13 protein-coding genes and 1 pseudogene are annotated in these 15,386 nt (G+C 68.1%); 7 read left to right on the forward strand and 7 right to left on the reverse strand.

The window, feature by feature from the left end:
* Positions 1 to 161: 161 nt before the first annotated feature.
* Positions 162 to 1,028 (forward strand): alpha/beta hydrolase, encoded by an 867-nt coding sequence (locus VIM54_RS13070; protein WP_331901937.1) that lies wholly within the window; start codon positions 162 to 164, stop codon positions 1,026 to 1,028.
* A 268-nt stretch (positions 1,029 to 1,296) separates the two neighbouring features.
* Here the strand turns inward: VIM54_RS13070 and VIM54_RS13075 are convergent, their stop codons facing one another.
* The 3 genes from VIM54_RS13075 to VIM54_RS13085 all read right to left on the reverse strand — a co-directional run bounded on the left by VIM54_RS13075 (position 1,297) and on the right by VIM54_RS13085 (position 3,821).
* Positions 1,297 to 1,785: a DUF6264 family protein gene (locus tag VIM54_RS13075; protein WP_331902020.1), complete on the reverse strand. Its 489-nt coding sequence runs from the start codon at positions 1,783 to 1,785 to the stop codon at positions 1,297 to 1,299.
* Entirely contained in the window at positions 1,745 to 1,900 is a 156-nt protein-coding gene (locus VIM54_RS13080; RefSeq protein ID WP_187270559.1) for a hypothetical protein, read from the reverse strand. The genes VIM54_RS13075 and VIM54_RS13080 overlap by 41 nt, the downstream gene beginning before the upstream one ends.
* A gap of 154 nt (positions 1,901 to 2,054) precedes the next feature.
* Complete coding sequence (locus VIM54_RS13085; RefSeq protein WP_331901939.1) at positions 2,055 to 3,821, reverse strand: DUF2207 domain-containing protein; 1,767 nt, start codon at positions 3,819 to 3,821, stop codon at positions 2,055 to 2,057.
* A gap of 141 nt (positions 3,822 to 3,962) precedes the next feature.
* Here VIM54_RS13085 and VIM54_RS15965 point away from each other — a divergent pair.
* Positions 3,963 to 4,211 (forward strand): annotated as a pseudogene (locus VIM54_RS15965) (flavodoxin domain-containing protein); the annotation flags it as partial.
* Between the two features lie 53 nt (positions 4,212 to 4,264).
* A complete protein-coding gene (locus VIM54_RS13090) occupies positions 4,265 to 4,390 on the forward strand; it encodes a hypothetical protein (RefSeq protein WP_331901941.1) in 126 nt (41 codons plus the stop codon).
* Here the strand turns inward: VIM54_RS13090 and VIM54_RS13095 are convergent.
* Together VIM54_RS13095 and VIM54_RS13100 are read right to left on the reverse strand one after the other, a co-directional pair.
* Entirely contained in the window at positions 4,380 to 5,738 is a 1,359-nt protein-coding gene (locus VIM54_RS13095) for a 6-phospho-beta-glucosidase (RefSeq protein ID WP_331901943.1), read from the reverse strand. The two genes, VIM54_RS13090 and VIM54_RS13095, sit on opposite strands and share 11 nt — an antisense overlap.
* On the reverse strand, positions 5,735 to 6,511 hold the full coding sequence (locus VIM54_RS13100) for a DeoR/GlpR family DNA-binding transcription regulator (protein WP_331901945.1): 777 nt from the start codon (positions 6,509 to 6,511) through the stop codon (positions 5,735 to 5,737). Before VIM54_RS13100 ends, VIM54_RS13095 begins: the two co-directional genes overlap by 4 nt.
* 155 nt (positions 6,512 to 6,666) lie before the next feature.
* Between VIM54_RS13100 and VIM54_RS13105 the strand changes: the two genes are divergently transcribed.
* From VIM54_RS13105 to VIM54_RS13120, 4 genes are read left to right on the forward strand one after another with little or no spacing between them, the layout of a single operon-like run.
* The gene (locus tag VIM54_RS13105) at positions 6,667 to 7,764 is read left to right on the forward strand and encodes a carbohydrate kinase family protein (RefSeq protein WP_331901947.1); all 1,098 of its coding nucleotides are present in this window, start codon (positions 6,667 to 6,669) and stop codon (positions 7,762 to 7,764) included.
* Complete coding sequence (locus VIM54_RS13110) at positions 7,761 to 9,113, forward strand: extracellular solute-binding protein (RefSeq protein ID WP_331901949.1); 1,353 nt, start codon at positions 7,761 to 7,763, stop codon at positions 9,111 to 9,113. Before VIM54_RS13105 ends, VIM54_RS13110 begins: the two co-directional genes overlap by 4 nt.
* Positions 9,114 to 9,116: 3 nt before the next feature.
* Entirely contained in the window at positions 9,117 to 10,052 is a 936-nt protein-coding gene (locus VIM54_RS13115) for a sugar ABC transporter permease (RefSeq protein ID WP_331901951.1), read from the forward strand.
* Positions 10,049 to 10,873: a carbohydrate ABC transporter permease gene (locus VIM54_RS13120; RefSeq protein ID WP_331901953.1), complete on the forward strand. Its 825-nt coding sequence runs from the start codon at positions 10,049 to 10,051 to the stop codon at positions 10,871 to 10,873. Before VIM54_RS13115 ends, VIM54_RS13120 begins: the two co-directional genes overlap by 4 nt.
* Before the next feature lie 12 nt (positions 10,874 to 10,885).
* Here the strand turns inward: VIM54_RS13120 and VIM54_RS13125 are convergent, their stop codons facing one another.
* Both VIM54_RS13125 and VIM54_RS13130 read right to left on the reverse strand, forming a co-directional pair.
* A complete protein-coding gene (locus VIM54_RS13125; protein WP_331901955.1) occupies positions 10,886 to 11,812 on the reverse strand; it encodes an AAA family ATPase in 927 nt (308 codons plus the stop codon).
* 105 nt (positions 11,813 to 11,917) lie between these two features.
* Complete coding sequence (locus VIM54_RS13130; protein ID WP_331901957.1) at positions 11,918 to 15,355, reverse strand: TM0106 family RecB-like putative nuclease; 3,438 nt, start codon at positions 15,353 to 15,355, stop codon at positions 11,918 to 11,920.
* Between the last annotated feature and the right edge of the window lie 31 nt (positions 15,356 to 15,386).

The raw sequence follows: 15,386 nt of genomic DNA on the forward strand, positions 1-15,386 counted from the left end.
GCTAGCTCCGAATTGTCCGCATGTGGATTGGACCCCGATTTCGATCCGCATATTGGAACCGCCCAGCGACCCGTCGCTGGGCTCTCCTGTTCCGCTACTACCAAGACCCCAGGTCGGATGGCCCTTGTGGCCGAGAACGTCCTCCGTTCACAATTGGCCGCATGGACCATTTCAACGTCGATTCTCCGGGTGCGGTGATTTCGGTCCGGCAGAGCATTGACAGTGGCGAGCCGCTCCTCTTGCTGCACGGCGGTCCCGGCGTTCCGGACTACATGTATGACTCAACCGTCCCGATGCTGCCTCAGTTCCGAGTCATCGGTTTCGACCAGCGCGGTGTCGGCGGATCGAAGTGTCTCGATGAGCGCTTTGACTTAGCCGCCTACCTCGAGGATATCGAGAGCATTCGGACCTCGATGGGTATCGACTCCTGGCACGTGTTTGGACACTCATGGGGAGGTCTACTCGCCCAGGCGTACACCTCTGCTCACGTAGGCAGGGTGAGGAGCCTGGTGCTTTCCAGCTCATCGCTGGGGGTGGGCGACGATTGGAAGCGAACTAAGCGGGAGTCCTTCCATATTGAACACGCTCGGGCCGGATTGACAGGCACCATCCGGTTCTACGCCTTCGGTTCCAGTCTGATCATCCCCGGTACAATCGGCACTTGGGCGATGCGTCATGTGATGACTGAGACGTGGCACAACTACTTCTTGGTCCCTCGATCCGCACCGGATCCGGACCCGCAGTGGCTGGCCGGCTGTTCTCGAGTCGCGATGATCAAGACCGACAGAGCCATATCGAAAGAGCACTCGGCTGTGCTGCAGGGAGCGGGGAGTTTTCGAGGACCCGTGCTCGTCGTCTATGGCGCCTTTGACATTTTCGAAGACGGCGCTGGGATCGTTCGGCGTCGTTTCCCGCATGCCACGCAAGTGACGCTAGAGAACTCTGGTCACGTCCACTGGCTACAGAACCCTTCTGGTTACGCCACCGTGCTGCGCGAGTTCTACGACGAGGTGTCCGGCCGGGAGTAGCCGCTGTCAGCCAGGATTGGGGGTAAACGCTTCGGTTCGCTGCCAGGGGTCTGACCAGTATCGGAACGGTGGTTGGCGCTAAGCCGTTGCTGCGGGTCATGCCCGTATCGTCGGACATTTCACGAATTCACAAGCCGCCCCTCATAGGTCGTGGCCAGGCGCTCCGATGCCTCTACCGGCCCTCCGCCCGATCAGTCCAGACTGCGTTGGGCACTAACCTACCGCCGGGTGGGCGCGAGGCGACCGCGTCCGTTGCCGGGGCGGTCGGTCAGTTCAGGCCGGGCACGCTCGCGAAGACGAGCGACACGGCGCCCCACCAGACGAGCAACTCGACCACGATGCCGGTTAGCGGCAGCCACCAGGTCACTCGTCGTCTCACCAGGCTCACGACCGTGAGCACGAGGGTGACGAGCATGATGACGCTCGGCCCGATCATGGCGATGAGCCAGCCGGCCGTGAGCTGCGGAAGGGTGCACTCGCGGTTGCCTCCGCACGAGTCGGCGGCCATCACGAGGAAGATCGACGACAGCGAGACGAGCGCGGCGATCCCGAGCCCAAGCGCTGTGAGCAGGATCGACAGCACAACGTCCCAGACGATGATGGGCCGCCGCAGGGCGGGAATGATGATGCTCACTACTGCTCGACGCTCGCTTCTGCTGCTCGCCGCCGGTTGTGTCGGGGGCCGGTTGCTCCACCCTACGGCAGGCGGCGTCGGATCAGTCTGTGGAGTACCAGGAGGGATCGTCCGCTTCGCGATCCTCCGATTCCAGGGCCCCGTCTGGCACGTAGGCGCCGACTATCGCCTCGAACTGCGCCGTCGTTGTCGGCACCTGGAGGAGCGGCGTCGGAGCGTCGTCGAAATGCTTGCCCATGGCTCTCTTCTCTCACTCGTGTTGGTCGCTCTCGGCGGCAACCTTTCTGCTGGTCATTGCACACTGCGCCCTGGGGCGCCGTTGCCGCAATGGTTGCCGGATGAACACGGGCTGAATTCGGAGGGAATTCGGCGCGAGAGAGCCAGACCCCGCGTCAGACCCCGCCGCCGCCTCCGCCGCCTCCCCCGCCGCCCGACGCCGCGCCGCCGCCCGATCCGCCGCTCGACGCGCTGTAGGCGGATGAGGCGCTCACCGACACCGAGCCGATGCTGCTGGCGAAGAGCGCGGCATTGAAGGCGCTTCGGCCCGCGTACCAGGTGGGCTGCTGGCCGAGCTCCTCGTAGTAGCGACCGAGTTCCCTGGCCCACTCCCTCTCGTTGCCGAACAGCACGGCATAGGGCAGCAGCCTCTCGTTGAGCTTCACGAGCTGGGCCTTGTCGTCGGTGGGTATCGCCGCCCGCTCGGCACCCTGCGGGGACTGCAGGTAGCGCAGCCGGTCCGCCTCGGCGAGCGAGATGTACATGTCGAGTCCCTTCAGGTACTCCCGCAGTTCTGCCCCTCGCGGCTCGAGCGGTACGTGGGAGATGGCGATCACCGTGATGACGAAGCCGAGGACGCCGACGCCGATGAACACGGCGGGCACGAGACCTCCCACGGCGTCGCCGAACGCCAGCGCACCGAAGATGAAGCTGACGGCACCCGCGACGGCGGAGGCCGCCACGACCAGGAACATGCGCGCGGCCGGAAGCTTTCGACGGTACCCCTCGGCCGTCGCATCCGAACGCACCCTCCGCATGAGGGCCGTGATGCGTTTGACGGCCCGCTGGTCGGGCTTCTTCAGCGTTCGTTGCTCCCCCGGGGTGAACGAGTCGCCGAAGAGCGCATGCAGGAACTCGGTCTCATCGGGGTTGGCCCCCTCGGCGGTGACGAACTCGAGGGCGAACCCCGGCTTGCGGCTGAAGCCGGTGGGCTCCAGCTCCAGCACGCGCAGCCTGCCCGACACCGCGAGGTCCAGGATCTGGGCCGGGTTCGCCTTCGCCGTCTTGCCCGCGATCGTGGAGGACAGCAGCAGCGGAACGCCCTTCGGCGGAAGGTACTCCGGGATGATGATGCCCCGGCCAGGTGCATCGCGCAGGCGGGTGAGCCTCAGCACGATTCCTCCGATGGCCGCGGCGATCGCACCGAGGGCGCCGACCAGGGACAGCGACGGCCAGGGGGCGGCGAAGAACCCGCTGTCGCGCGGGGTGAAGGTGCCGGGGGCGAAGCCGATCGCGAAGGTGAGGTTCTGCCCCGCCCCGAGGCTCTTGGCTCCGAAGGCGAATCCGTCGTCGGTCCTGGCGACCGTTGCCGGGCCGCTTGCGCCCTGGGCGCCGGACGCGGCATCCGCCTTGCCGGTGAGCCTGGGCAGGAGCGACGGCGCGAGGTGCACCGTGGCGGTGACCTCGCCGAACGGCTGTGCCCAGCCGGTGCCGTTGGTGTCCCAGTAGAACTCGTCGGCTCTGGTGTCCGCGAAGTAGCGGGTGACGTTGTGCTGCTCGTAGGTGATCACATAGGTCTGCGCGCCGTGCACGAACGAGTCGCTCGCGATCGTCACGTCGAGGAACTCGTTGTTGGTCTCCGTCGTGAAGCCGCGGGGCCCGCCGTTGCCGTCGGTCACCGACTTGACCGTGAGGTCGGTGGGATGCCCGTCGTATGTGTCGACGAGTTCTCGGCGGATGCCGTGGTTCTGGTCGGTCTGCGGGAAGACGGCCACGAGAGTCTCGACCACCGTGAGCACCGAGCGACCGGCGGCGTCCCGGCCGAGCGTGTACTGGCCATCGAAGCTCGAGAACGAGAAGTCATCCACGCCGGCGGAGGCAGGGCCAGCGACTCCGAGCAGGATCGCCGCCGCGAGCATCGCCGTGAGAATGAGTCGCTTCATGGCTGCCAGCGTAACGGCGTTCGGGGCCGGGCATGGGCCTTACGGCTCGCGATCCGGCGTGACTTGCCCGCGCCGGGCGGCCGTGCGCTGTCAGGGTGGAGGCGGGTCGTGCGGCTCGTGCACCGAGCCTGAGGAGGAGCAATGAGAGTCCTCGTGGCCTACGCGAGAAAGTACGGTTCGACGGCGGAGATCGCCGAGCGCATCGCAGCCAGGTTGCGCGAACTCGGCCAGAACTCACTCGCCGTGCCCGCCGAGGCCGAGGGCGACCCGGCCGCCTACGACGCGAACATCGTCGGCAGCGCGGTGTATCTGGGATCAGGGCGAAAGGAGGTCACGGACTTCGTGCGGCGCAACCGCGCGACCCTGTCGGCTCGCCCCGTCTGGCTGTTCAGCAGCGGACCGCTCGGCATGGAGCCACGGATGTCCAGGGCAGGGACCTCGAGGTGGAGGCCCGGCCCAGGGAGATCGACGAGTTCGAGAGCGAGATCTCCCCGCGGGGGTCCCAGGTCTTCTTCGGCGTGCTCGACCCAGACAAGCTCGCGAAGTCCACCCCCTCGCCTACCGGGTGAGCACGCGGGCGACCTCGGGGATGCGGTCGATGTAGCCGGTGAGCAGGCTGCGCGCCACCGTCACGGAGTCCACCAGGGGGTGCAGGGCGAAGGCCTTGAGGGCCTCGTCCCGCGACCCGGTGATGGCGGCGGCGATCGTGTGCCGTTCGACGGCCTTCACCTGCTGCATGAGGCCGATCTGCGCGAGCTCCGGCTGCGCGGTGGTCTGCGGGTGCACGCCGTTGGCGTCCACCGTCGTCGGCACCTCGATCACGGCATCCGCCGGAAGCCCCTGGATGGTCGTGCCGTTGCGCACGTTGAGGATCATGGTGGCCCGCTCGTTACGGGTGATCGCGGCCATCACGCCGAGCGCGACGCCCGCGTAGCCCTGGTGGCTGGGGTCCGTCTCGTGTTCGCGCGAGCTCGTCGGTGCGCCCTGCACGCCGCCCTTCGCCTCGGCCATGTAGCTGGCGCTTCTCGTCTCGACGGTCTCCCGCCAGAGGTCCGCCGCTCCGTTGCCTGCGGCGATGGTGCGGTCGAAGAATTCGCCCTGGGTCTTCGCCAGGAAGTCTCCGCGCGTGATCTTGGAGTCGACGATGTTCCGCACGGCGTCGCGGTTGAAGTAGTAGTAGTACAGGTACTCGTTGGGGATCGCGCCCAGGCTTCGGATCCAGTCCGTGCCGAAGACGTGCCCCTCTTCCATCAGGCCGAGTTTCTCGTCGTCCGCGAGCAGCCGTGGCAGTACGTCCTCGCCGTTGTACATCACCCGGCGCATCCAGCCGAGGTGGTTGAGGCCCACGTAGTCCATCTGCACGCGGGTGTGGTCGAGACCGAGAAGCCCGGCGACGCGGCGGCCGAGCCCGGACGGGGTGTCGCAGATGCCGAGCACCCGGTCGCCGAGCACGGACTGCATGGCCTCGGTGATGATGCCGGCCGGGTTGGTGAAGTTCATCAGGTAGGCGTTCGGCGCGAGTTCGCGCACGACCGTGGCGATGGTCATCATCACCGGGATGGTGCGGATGGCGTAGGCGAGGCCGCCCGGACCGGTTGTCTCCTGCCCGAGCACGTTGAGGTCGAGCGCGACGTGCTCGTCGCAGCGGCGAGCCTCGAGTCCTCCGACCCGGATCGCGGCGAAGACGAAGTCGCTGCCCTCGATCGCGTTCTCGAGGGAGAGGGTCGGAACGAGCCGCGGCGCGTCTTCGAAGCCCGCGGCGAACTGTTCGAGGATCGCCGTCATCGACCGGAGCCGGTGCTCGTCGACGTCGTAGAGCGCCACCTCCGTCACGCGCGGGAAGCCGCGGTCGCGAAGCAGGGCCTGGTAGACGTACGGGGTGCGGAAACCTCCGCCGCCGAGGATGCACAGTTTCATGCGATGATCACCTTTCCACCGGCTTCGCGGCACTTGTTCAGGGTCTGCTCGTTCGCGCCGGCGGTGGTGATGACCACGTCGACGTCGGCAAGGGAGCACAGCCGAAGGGCGCCGGTGCCCGGGAACTTGGCTTCGGAGGCGAGCAGGACGACCTTGTCGGCCGACTTGATCATCGAGTGTTTGATCGGGGCCTCGACCGCCATGTTGTCGACGACGTGGCCGGAGGCCCGCACGCCGGTGCAGCTGAGGAACACGATGTCTGCGCTCACCTGGGCGAGGGCGAGTTCCGTGAGCGAGCCGACGAAAGAGCGGTAATTGCGTCGGAGGACGCCGCCGAGCATCACGAGTCTCACGGTGGTGTCGTCGCGGAGCTCGTCGAGCACGGCGAGGTTGCTGGTGATGATGGTGACCGGGCGACCGCGCAGTTCACGTGCGACGAGAGGCGTGGTGGTTCCGATGTCGAGGATGATGACGCTCTCGTCTTCGACGAGTGCCGCCGCCTGCCGGGCGATCGCCTTCTTGAGCGCGAGGTCGGAGTCGATCGCGAAGGTGCCCTCGAGCGGGTCTTCCCCCGGCTCGCGCACCGTCTCGCCCGGGCGCAGCACCGCTCCCCCGTAGGTGCGGGTGAGTTCGCCGTTGCGGTCGAGCATGTCGAGATCCCGACGGATGGTGGATTCGCTCACATCGAGCGCGAGGGCGAGTTCACTCACCGAGGCGGCACCGCCGGAGCGAAGCGCCTTCACAATCCGGTCCTGCCGCTGTTTGCCGATCATGGGAGCAGCCTACGGGATGGATGGCGGAGTTTGCGCGTTTATGATCGAGTTTTCGAGCCAAGATTGTCAAACTTTACAAACTTGACGCACTTCCGGCGTACGATCGTGACATCAGATCCGCAGACTGGATAAAACCTGCGCAAACTCGATCACCGTTGATTGCGCCGATCTCATACCTCTGGAGTCTCGTGCTCAGTGAAAACTCGGCAACAGCCGCGACGCCACACCTCGACCTGCTCTTCGCCGGTTCGGTGTTCTGCGATCTCGTGTTCGCCGGCGTCCCCCTGCCGGAACCAGGGGCGGAGGTGTTCGCCGACGCGTTCATGCTCACTCCCGGCGGCACGGCCAACCGGGCCGTCGCCGCCGCCAGGCTCGGAGCATCCACCGCCCTGCTCTCCCAGCTCGGCGACGACGCGCTCGGCCGCCGGGTCGACGACATCCTCTCCGCCGAGCCGGAGCTGGATCTCACCTGGCTGAAGAGGATTCCCGGATTCCAGAGCCCGGTCTCGGTGTCCCTCACGGGGCAACACGAGCGCAGCTTCATCACCTACGAGGAGGAGGCGCTGCCGCTCGAGTGGGCCGAGGGTGGGCCGACCGTGGGAGCGACCCACGTGGGAGTGCAGGCCGAGCTTCCCGCCTGGGTCCGGCGGATCCGGGCGCAGGGAACCGTCGTGTTCGGCGGCGTGGGCTGGGATTCGAGCGGCGAGTGGTCGGAGTCGGTGCTGCGGAGGCTGCGGGAGATCGACGTCTTCGTGCCCAACGACCTCGAGGCGATGCGCTACACCCAGACCGACAGCGCCGAGGATGCGGCACGGGCGCTCGGCGAGTACGTCTCCCTCGCCGTCGTCACGCGCGGTGCCCGCGGCGTGGTCGCCTTCGAAAGCGCGACCGGGAGGCTCTCCGAGGTCGACACGATCGCGGTTGACACGATCGACCCGACCGGGGCCGGCGACGTCTTCGTCGCCTCGCTCATGGCAACCGAACGGTTCGACTGGCCCCTCGACGTGCGGCTGAGGCTCGCCTGCCTGGGCGCCTCGCTCTCGGTGCGCACGCTCGGCGGCGCGGCGAGTGCGCCCCGCCCGGCCGAGATCCTGCGCTTCCTTGACGCCGAGGCTCCGGCCGGCGACTGGTCGACGATTCGCGAGTGGGCAGCCTCGAACGCCGTCGTTGACCTGCCTGCAGCGTCCCGGCCGCACCGCTCCACTGAAACTCAGCACGCCACCCACATCCACACCCCCGAGGAGAACACATGATCCGGCATCCGAAGAAGCTGGCGGGCGCGCTCGCAGCGGCCGTCACCATCGCTCTCACTCTGAGCGCGTGCGCCCCGGGGAGTTCCTCGAGCACGACCGGCTCGACCGGTCCGGTCTCGAAAGACGTCGCGGGTGCGGGCAAGGTGTCGATCACGGTGTGGGACCAGAACACCGATGGCGGTATCGATGTGGCCCAGAAGAAGCTCAACGCCCAGTTCGAGAAGAAGTACCCGAACGTGACGATCGACCGCGTGAGCCGGTCCTTCGCCGACCTCAAGACCACCCTCAAGCTCGCGCTCACCTCGAAGGACGCCCCGGACGTCGTGCAGGCGAATCAGGGCTACCCGGACATGGGCGCGTTCGTCGGCGGCGGGCTGCTGCGCCCGGTGGACGACTACTCGACGCTCTACGGCTGGGACAAGTACTACCCGAAGCAGCTGCTCGACCTCAACACCTTCTCCTCCAACGGCAAGAACTGGCAGACCGGCCACCTCTACGGGGTCTCCCAGACCGGCGAGATCGTGGGCGTCTACTACAACAAGAAGATCCTCTCCTCTCTCGGCCTCACGCCGCCGAAGACGATCGGGGAGTTCGAGACCGACCTCGCCGCGGTGAAGAAGGCCGGCATCCTGCCGATCGCCTACGGCGACGTGGAGAAGAGCCCAGGCATCCACCTCTTCGGGGTCGTGCAGGCCGCGATCGCGGGCGCGAAGGCCGTGAACAACCTCGTGCGCTCCAAGAGCGGCGCGTGGACCGACGCGAGCTCCATCGAGGCGGCAACGACGCTCACGAACTGGGTCGACAAGGGCTACCTCACCCCGGACGCCAACGGGATCTCGCGCGACGACGCCCTCGCCGCCTTCATGGCGGGCAAGGCCGCTTTCACCATCACGGGAACCTGGCAGTTGCAGACCGTGACCGAGGGCCTCGGCGCCGACGCCGGCTTCCTCGCGCTCGGCCCGAACGACTCGACCACTCCCGTGACCACGGGTGGCGAGGGGCTGGCCTGGGCGATGACCTCGGCCACGAAGCATCCGGATGTCGCCGCCGCGTACATCGATTTTGTCACCAACGCGAAGGCGAGCCAGGTTCTGGTCGACACCGGAAACCTCCCCACCGTGCCGCCCGCCGACTGGGCGCCGGCCAAGGGCACGCTCGCGGCGGACGTCGCGAGCGAGTGGAAGCGCGTCAATGCGAGTTCCGGACTGGTGCCATACCTCGACTACTCCACGCCCACCTTCTACGACACGCTGACCGCCGCCGTGCAGGAGCTCACCGCCGGGAAGGCGACACCGCAGCAATTCGCCACGACGCTTCAGACCGACTACGCAGCGTTCACCGGTCGCTAGCCCATGCTCCTGGCGACCACGAACCACACCGCGCCGGGCGCGAGCATCACTCGCGCCCGGTCGGGCCGCCGCCCGCGGGTGCAGTGGAAGGCATACCTGTACGTGCTGCCCGCCTTCGTCGTGTTCGCGGTGTTCCTCGGCATCCCCGTCGTGCAGACGGCGCAGTACTCGCTCTTCGAGTGGAACGGCATCGGGCCATCCACCTGGGTGGGCCTGCAGAACTACGTCGACCTCTTCACCGACGCGAAGCTGCGAGACTCCTTCCTGCACGCCGGGGTGATGATCTTCTTCTACTCGGTCGTGCCGGTGACCCTCGCCCTTGTGCTCACCGCCGTCATCTCCCGCGGTGCCCACCTGCGGGGCATGTCCCTGTTCCGCACGCTGCTCTTCCTGCCCCAGGTGGTCTCCTCGGTCGTGGTCGCCACGACCTGGATCTCGATCTACTCCCCCGAGGGCCTCGCCAACCAGGTGCTGCGCGCCATCGGGCTCGGCTCGATCACCCGGGCATGGCTCGGCGACTTCGACACCGCCCTGCCGGCGATCGGCCTCATCGGCAGCTGGCTTGGCATCGGACTGTGCCTAGTGCTGTTCCTGAGCGGCGTCGCCAACATCCCTCGGGAGCTGTTCGAGGCTGCGCGCATGGACGGTGCCGGCGCCGCTCGCGAGTTCTTCAGCATCACCCTCCCCGCCCTGCGCGGCCAGATCGCCGTGGCCCTCACGCTCACCGTGGTCGCGGCGCTCAAGACCTTCGACCTCGTCTACGTGACCACCCGTGGCGGCCCGGGAAACAGCACCTCGCTCCCCGCGTTCGAGGCCTACAACCGCGCATTCACCACCGGGCAGGTCGGCTCGGCGGCGGCTGTCGCGATCGGACTGAGCGTGCTCATCCTCGTGATCACCGCCGTCATCCAGAAGATCCAGCCGGAGGAAGTCGAATGAGAATCGCCCACCGGGAGGCCGTGCTCAACTACCTCGTGCTCGGAGTGTTCAGCCTCTTCGCCGTCGTGCCGATGTTCGGCGTGCTGCTGTCGGCCGTCACCCCGACGACCGATCCGCAGGCCGGCTTCCACCTGCCGTCGAGCATCGACGTCGGCAACTTCATCGAGGCGTGGAATCGCGGCCAGTTCTCCACCTACCTCCGCTCGAGCCTCACCGTGACGATCTCCGTCGTGATCCTCACGAGTATCCTGAGCATCTTCGCCGGATTCGCCTTCGCCCGCCTGCACTTCCCGGGCAAGAACGTGCTGTTCTTCCTGCTGCTGGCGGGGCTGATGCTCCCCGCCGAGGCGTTCATCATCCCGCTCTACTACGACCTGCGCGGAGCCGGCCTCACCGACAGCTATTGGGCTCTGATCCTGCCGCAGACCGCCCAGTCGCTCGCCTTCGGGGTGTTCTGGATGCGTAACCAGTTCCGCACCTTCCCCGGCGAGATCATGGAGGCCGGAAAGATGGATGGAGCGAGCGACCTGCGCGTGCTCTGGCGCATCGTGGTTCCGCCGTCGGTGCCGGCCATCACGACGATGTGCCTGCTCGTGGCGATGTGGACGTGGAACGAGTTCCTGATCCCGCTCATCATGGTCTCGAGCGAGAGCCTGCGCACGGCGCCCCTCGGACTGGCCTTCTTCCAGGGGCAGCACATCACCGAGTACTCGCTGCTCGCCGCGGCGGGAACCATCGTGGCGTTGCCGATCGTGCTGCTCTACTTCTTCCTGCAGCGCCGGTTCATCTCGGGCATGCTCAACGGCATCTCGAGCCGCTGACCCCGGCCGGCGTCAGTCCGGCGGGAACGGCACGTCAATCGCCTGGCGCGCGAGCAGGGCCTCGCCTGCCGCGGTGACCGAGACCAGCACGGGTCCTGGCGCCCGTCCGAGCAGGTCGAGGATTCGCGCGGGGTTTGCTTCCTCGTAACGGTCGTGCGCGTCCCGCACCTCCGACCGTCGGCCGAAGAGCGCGTCCGCCTCGTCGAAGAACAGGATGGCGCCACCCCGATCGGCGCGCTCGAACAGCCCGGCGAGGTTGTGCTCCGTCTCGCCGATGTACTGGCTCACGATCTGGACCAGATCCACCTCGAGCAGTGGACGCCCGAGCGCGGCCGCGATCGCGGATGCCGCGGCTGGCTTGGCTGCGGCATCCGCGCCGGACAACACAGCGATCACTCCCGGCGCCGCGATCGCGGTGAGGTCGGCGATCGACGCCGTGGCCGACCGCACGCCGACCTCGCTGAGGTCGACACTCGCGATGATCACGAACGAGAGGCGCATGGCCACGTCGGAGGCGATCCAGAGTGCGGTGTGCTCGACGATTCCGAGCGATGTGGTGGTGAGGCGAACCTGCCGCACCATCCCAGACGCCAGGGTCACCGACAGCACCGGGTTGTTCTCCACCGCGGCTCGCGACGCCCCGTAGAGCACCTGGCTCGAGGCATCCGGGTCGGTCTTGTGCGCCGGATACGCGGTGACCAGGTAGCGCAGTTCGGTGCCGATCACGATGCCGGGACTCGCTGGCTCGCCGCCCACGCGATAGCGAGTGGGAGCGTCCTGGTAGAGGAAGAGGTTGACGGATGCCCCGGATTGGCCGGCGCGGGCGGCGATAGGCATGCGGGCCGTGACCTGCGCCGGTGCCGTCGTCGCGGCGATGAGGTCGGCGATGCCGGCAGTGACGGCGGCGATCGTCTGCCCGTAGTCGGTGAGGTGAGCCATGCCCAATATTAGCGCCGAGCCGGGCCATCCCGCTCGCCCGCCAGCGGCACATCTCCCTGATTTGTCCTCCCGCCGGTCGGCCACCGGGTCGGACTACGCGACGGCCTACACGGCGGACTTCGCGTCGGGCGAGGCGACGGGCGGCTCCACGAGGGTGATGAACGCGCTCAACCGGGCGACAGCCTCCGGCGTCGGCGGCAGGTACTCGGTGAGTGCCGGCGAGTAGACGAGGTACGCGGCCCACTGCGCCCGGGAGATCGCCACGTTGAGCCGGTTGGCCAGCAGCAGGAATTCGAGGCCGCGGGGCACGTCATCCGCGGAGGACGCGGCGAGGGAGACGATCGAGACGGCGGCCTCCTTGCCCTGGAACCGGTCGACGGTGCCGACCGGCACGTCGCCGAGGCCCGCCGAGGCCAAGGCCGAGCGCAGGAGCGCGACCTGGGCGTTGTACGGCGCGACGACGATCACGTTGTCCTGGGCGAGCGGCGCCGTCGTGCCACCGCTCGACCACGGCCTGCCGATCACGTGCCGCACGAGAGCGACCACGGCCTCCGCCTCTTCCGTGGACGACGTCGAGTTGTCGACGTGGGGCACCGCCACCGGGTGCAGGCCGGGCTCGACCCCGTCGAGGTGGCGGTCCGAGGGGTGTGAGAAGAGCCTGCCCTCGTAGGAGAGCGCCGACACCGGAGCGCACACCGCGGGGTGCATGCGCCAGCTCGTGTCGAGAAAGTAGCCGAAGTCGGGCGGCAGCACCTGGTGGCCATCGGCGAGCCACCCAAGCGCCGACGCGTCGACGGGCTCGGGATGCGTGCCCTGGCTCACCTGCGGAAGCTGCTGCGGGTCGCCGAGCAGCAGCAGGCGCTGGGCGGAGACCGCGGCGGCGATAGTGCTGGCGAGCGAATACTGCCCGGCCTCGTCAACCACGAGCAGGTCCAGCGAGCCGCGGGGCACGGAGCCCGCGTTGCTGAACGTCCAGGCCGTTCCGCCGAGCACGAAACCGCCGGAATGCCGGCCGAAGCCGGCGGACGTTCCATCGGTTGGGCCGGTCCACGGCACCTCGACGTGCTCGTCACCGCCCTTCGGCTTCTTGCCGATCACCTCGGGGTCGAGGCCGGCTTTCACCACGCCCTCGAGCATGTTCTGCACCGACGCGTGCGACTGCGCGACCACGCCGACGCGCCAGCCGTGGTTGGCCACCAGGTCGGCGATCACCAGCGACCCGGTGAACGTCTTGCCGGTTCCCGGCGGCCCCTGCACCGCCAGGTACGACCGATCGAGCCCGAGCAGGGTGTCCCGGATGGCCGAGGCGGTGTCGCCGTCCGTCACGGGAACGAGCGCGGCGGCCCGGGGCGGCACTCGTCTCAGGATGTCGAGGGCGGCATCCGGCAGCATCTGCGGCAGGGCGTCGAGAACCTCGCGGCCCCACTCGGCGATGGCGCCGACCTGGCTGCCGGGGTCGGGTGGTGTCGCCGGGGTGAGGGCGACGGGCAGCTCCGAGTAGTGGGGTGCGCCCTTCTCGAGCCGCTCCTCGACGAGGAACCCGCTCCCGCCCAGGTCGTCGACGACGATCACGCGGTTGTGGGCCGACCGAGACCCGGGTGCCGAGCTCCGGGCGATCGGCGGGTATGGCGCGTCGTAGAGCAGGAACGGCTTTGCCCCGATCCCGAGCGAGCTGCCCGGGGCGAGTGTGCCGGTGAGGCGCAGGAGGCGGCGATCGGAAAGCTGCCTGCCCTCGCGAAACCAGTCCCGCTCGAGACCGGCCGACGAGACCACGAAGACGTCGCGCGTGTCCGCCCAGTCCTCGACGGGGGTTGCGAGCCGGTTGAAGTGGTCCCACCAGAAGCTCTTGAGCTCGCGTCGGTGGTAGTCGATGGCGGCGGAGGCGAGTGCGAGGGCGGTCTGGTCGGTCGTGCGGTCGGCCGGGGACGTGGCGGAGAGCAGTTCGACGAGCTCGAGATACACCGGGTCGGGTTCGCGGGCGGGCACGTCCAACTCGAGGTCCCGAGGGGTCGCGAGCGGCACCGCGTTTTCGGCGGCGCGCGCGAGAAGCCAGTCCCGTAGCCGAAGCGTCGAGACACAGTCGTATGCGTTGTAGCGGGCGATGTCGTCGAGAACGGCGGCGGCCTCGGCCGGCTGGCCGGAATCCCGAAGCTCCTGGTAGTGCACGTACTCCGCAATCGAGTCCGCCGCGTTGTCAACGCCCTGACGGATATCATCCATGTAGAGCGGCTCGAGCTTCTTGAGCGAGTAGCTGCGGCTGCCGATTCGCAGCGACTGCTTGACAACCGGGTAGAGGTCGACGAGCACATTGTTGCGCAGCAGGTCGTCCACGACCTCCTCCCCCACGCCGTGGCGTGCGGCGAGCGACAGCAGGTGGGTGCGTTCATAAGCGGCGTAGTGGTAGACGTGCATGCCGGGATGAGCCGCCCGACGTGCGGTCACGTAGGCGAGGAAGTCGTCGAGCGCGAGACGCTCCTCGGCGAGGTCGTGCGCCCAGAAAGCGCGGAAGCTGGTGTCGGGTTCCACGAGCCCGAACAGGTAGTCGAGGCCCCACAGCGAGCCGTCCTGGTAGAGGGGGTCGCCCTCGAAGTCGAAGAAGATGTCGCCCTCGTCCGGCGCGGGCAGCGCGGCGAGGGCGAGCGGGTTGATTACCGTCCAGGCGGGCGCAGCGCCGGAGCGCGTGTCGAGCTGCAGCGTCGCCTGCTGCCTCAGGGCGGCGAGAGTCGCATCCGAAATGCCGTCGATGGGCCAGGATGCCGCGGCCAGCTCGTCGATCGTGGTCACGCCCGCGGCGCGCATCCTCGCGCGCTGGCTCACACGCAGCCCGGCGACCAGCAGCACGTCCCGGTTCGACTGCACCTCGGCTTCGCAGGCGTCGCACCGCCCGCACGCCGCGTAGCGCGGGTCGCCCCAGTGCACGGCTTCGCCGGCGGCGAGACGCTCCTCGATGATCGCGCCGAGAAGCGCGCGGCGGCGGCGATACACGGGCAGGATGTCGCCCAACCGGTGTTCGCTCACGCTCCCGTCGCCGAGAAGGAGCTCCACGGTGTCGCTCACGAGCACCCCAACTCGGTCGAGTTGTTCGGCGTATGCGGCGAGCTGCAACAGGGCGGTGACCTTCGCGTGCCTGGCGAGCTTGGTGTCCTGCACCCGGTAACGACCATCGGCGGTGCGAACGATGAAGTCGGCGAACCCGACGAAGCTCCCGTCGAAGAAGGTCGCCTGGAAGACGACGTCGGCGCCACTCGCGAAGGCCGTACCGGTGGCGGCGACCGCCGCCTCCAGCGCCCCGGCATCCCGCAGGTCTGGTCGCTGCACGTCGACCACTCCGGCGCCGAATCTTTCGCGATACGCCTCCAGGACTCGCAGCTCGTGCGCGTCGCCGAGCCGGGAAGTGCGGGCGAGCATCGCATCCGGCTCCGCCTCGGACGCCTCGATGCGGCCGAGGCGCACGTCGATCGCCCGAGCGAACGCGAACTCGCAGCTGGACGCCGAGGTGAGATCGCTCGCGCTCGTGACGACAATGCCATCGAGCAGGAACATGGGCAGACTCCCCTGGTATCGGGCGCGTGCC

Source organism: Lacisediminihabitans sp. (assembly GCF_036569425.1).
Classification (GTDB): Bacteria; Actinomycetota; Actinomycetes; order Actinomycetales; family Microbacteriaceae; genus Lacisediminihabitans.

Bases quoted from the DNA above. Each gene is read 5' to 3' on its own strand.
- VIM54_RS13070 (WP_331901937.1), top strand. From the start codon at position 162: ATGGACCATTTCAACGTCGATTCTCCGGGTGCGGTGATTTCGGTCCGG.
- VIM54_RS13080 (WP_187270559.1), bottom strand. From the start codon at position 1,900: ATGGGCAAGCATTTCGACGACGCTCCGACGCCGCTCCTCCAGGTGCCG.
- VIM54_RS13085 (WP_331901939.1), bottom strand. From the start codon at position 3,821: ATGAAGCGACTCATTCTCACGGCGATGCTCGCGGCGGCGATCCTGCTC.
- VIM54_RS13095 (WP_331901943.1), bottom strand. From the start codon at position 5,738: ATGAAACTGTGCATCCTCGGCGGCGGAGGTTTCCGCACCCCGTACGTC.
- VIM54_RS13100 (WP_331901945.1), bottom strand. From the start codon at position 6,511: ATGATCGGCAAACAGCGGCAGGACCGGATTGTGAAGGCGCTTCGCTCC.
- VIM54_RS13110 (WP_331901949.1), top strand. From the start codon at position 7,761: ATGATCCGGCATCCGAAGAAGCTGGCGGGCGCGCTCGCAGCGGCCGTC.
- VIM54_RS13115 (WP_331901951.1), top strand. From the start codon at position 9,117: ATGCTCCTGGCGACCACGAACCACACCGCGCCGGGCGCGAGCATCACT.
- VIM54_RS13120 (WP_331901953.1), top strand. From the start codon at position 10,049: ATGAGAATCGCCCACCGGGAGGCCGTGCTCAACTACCTCGTGCTCGGA.
- VIM54_RS13125 (WP_331901955.1), bottom strand. From the start codon at position 11,812: ATGGCTCACCTCACCGACTACGGGCAGACGATCGCCGCCGTCACTGCC.
- VIM54_RS13130 (WP_331901957.1), bottom strand. From the start codon at position 15,355: ATGTTCCTGCTCGATGGCATTGTCGTCACGAGCGCGAGCGATCTCACC.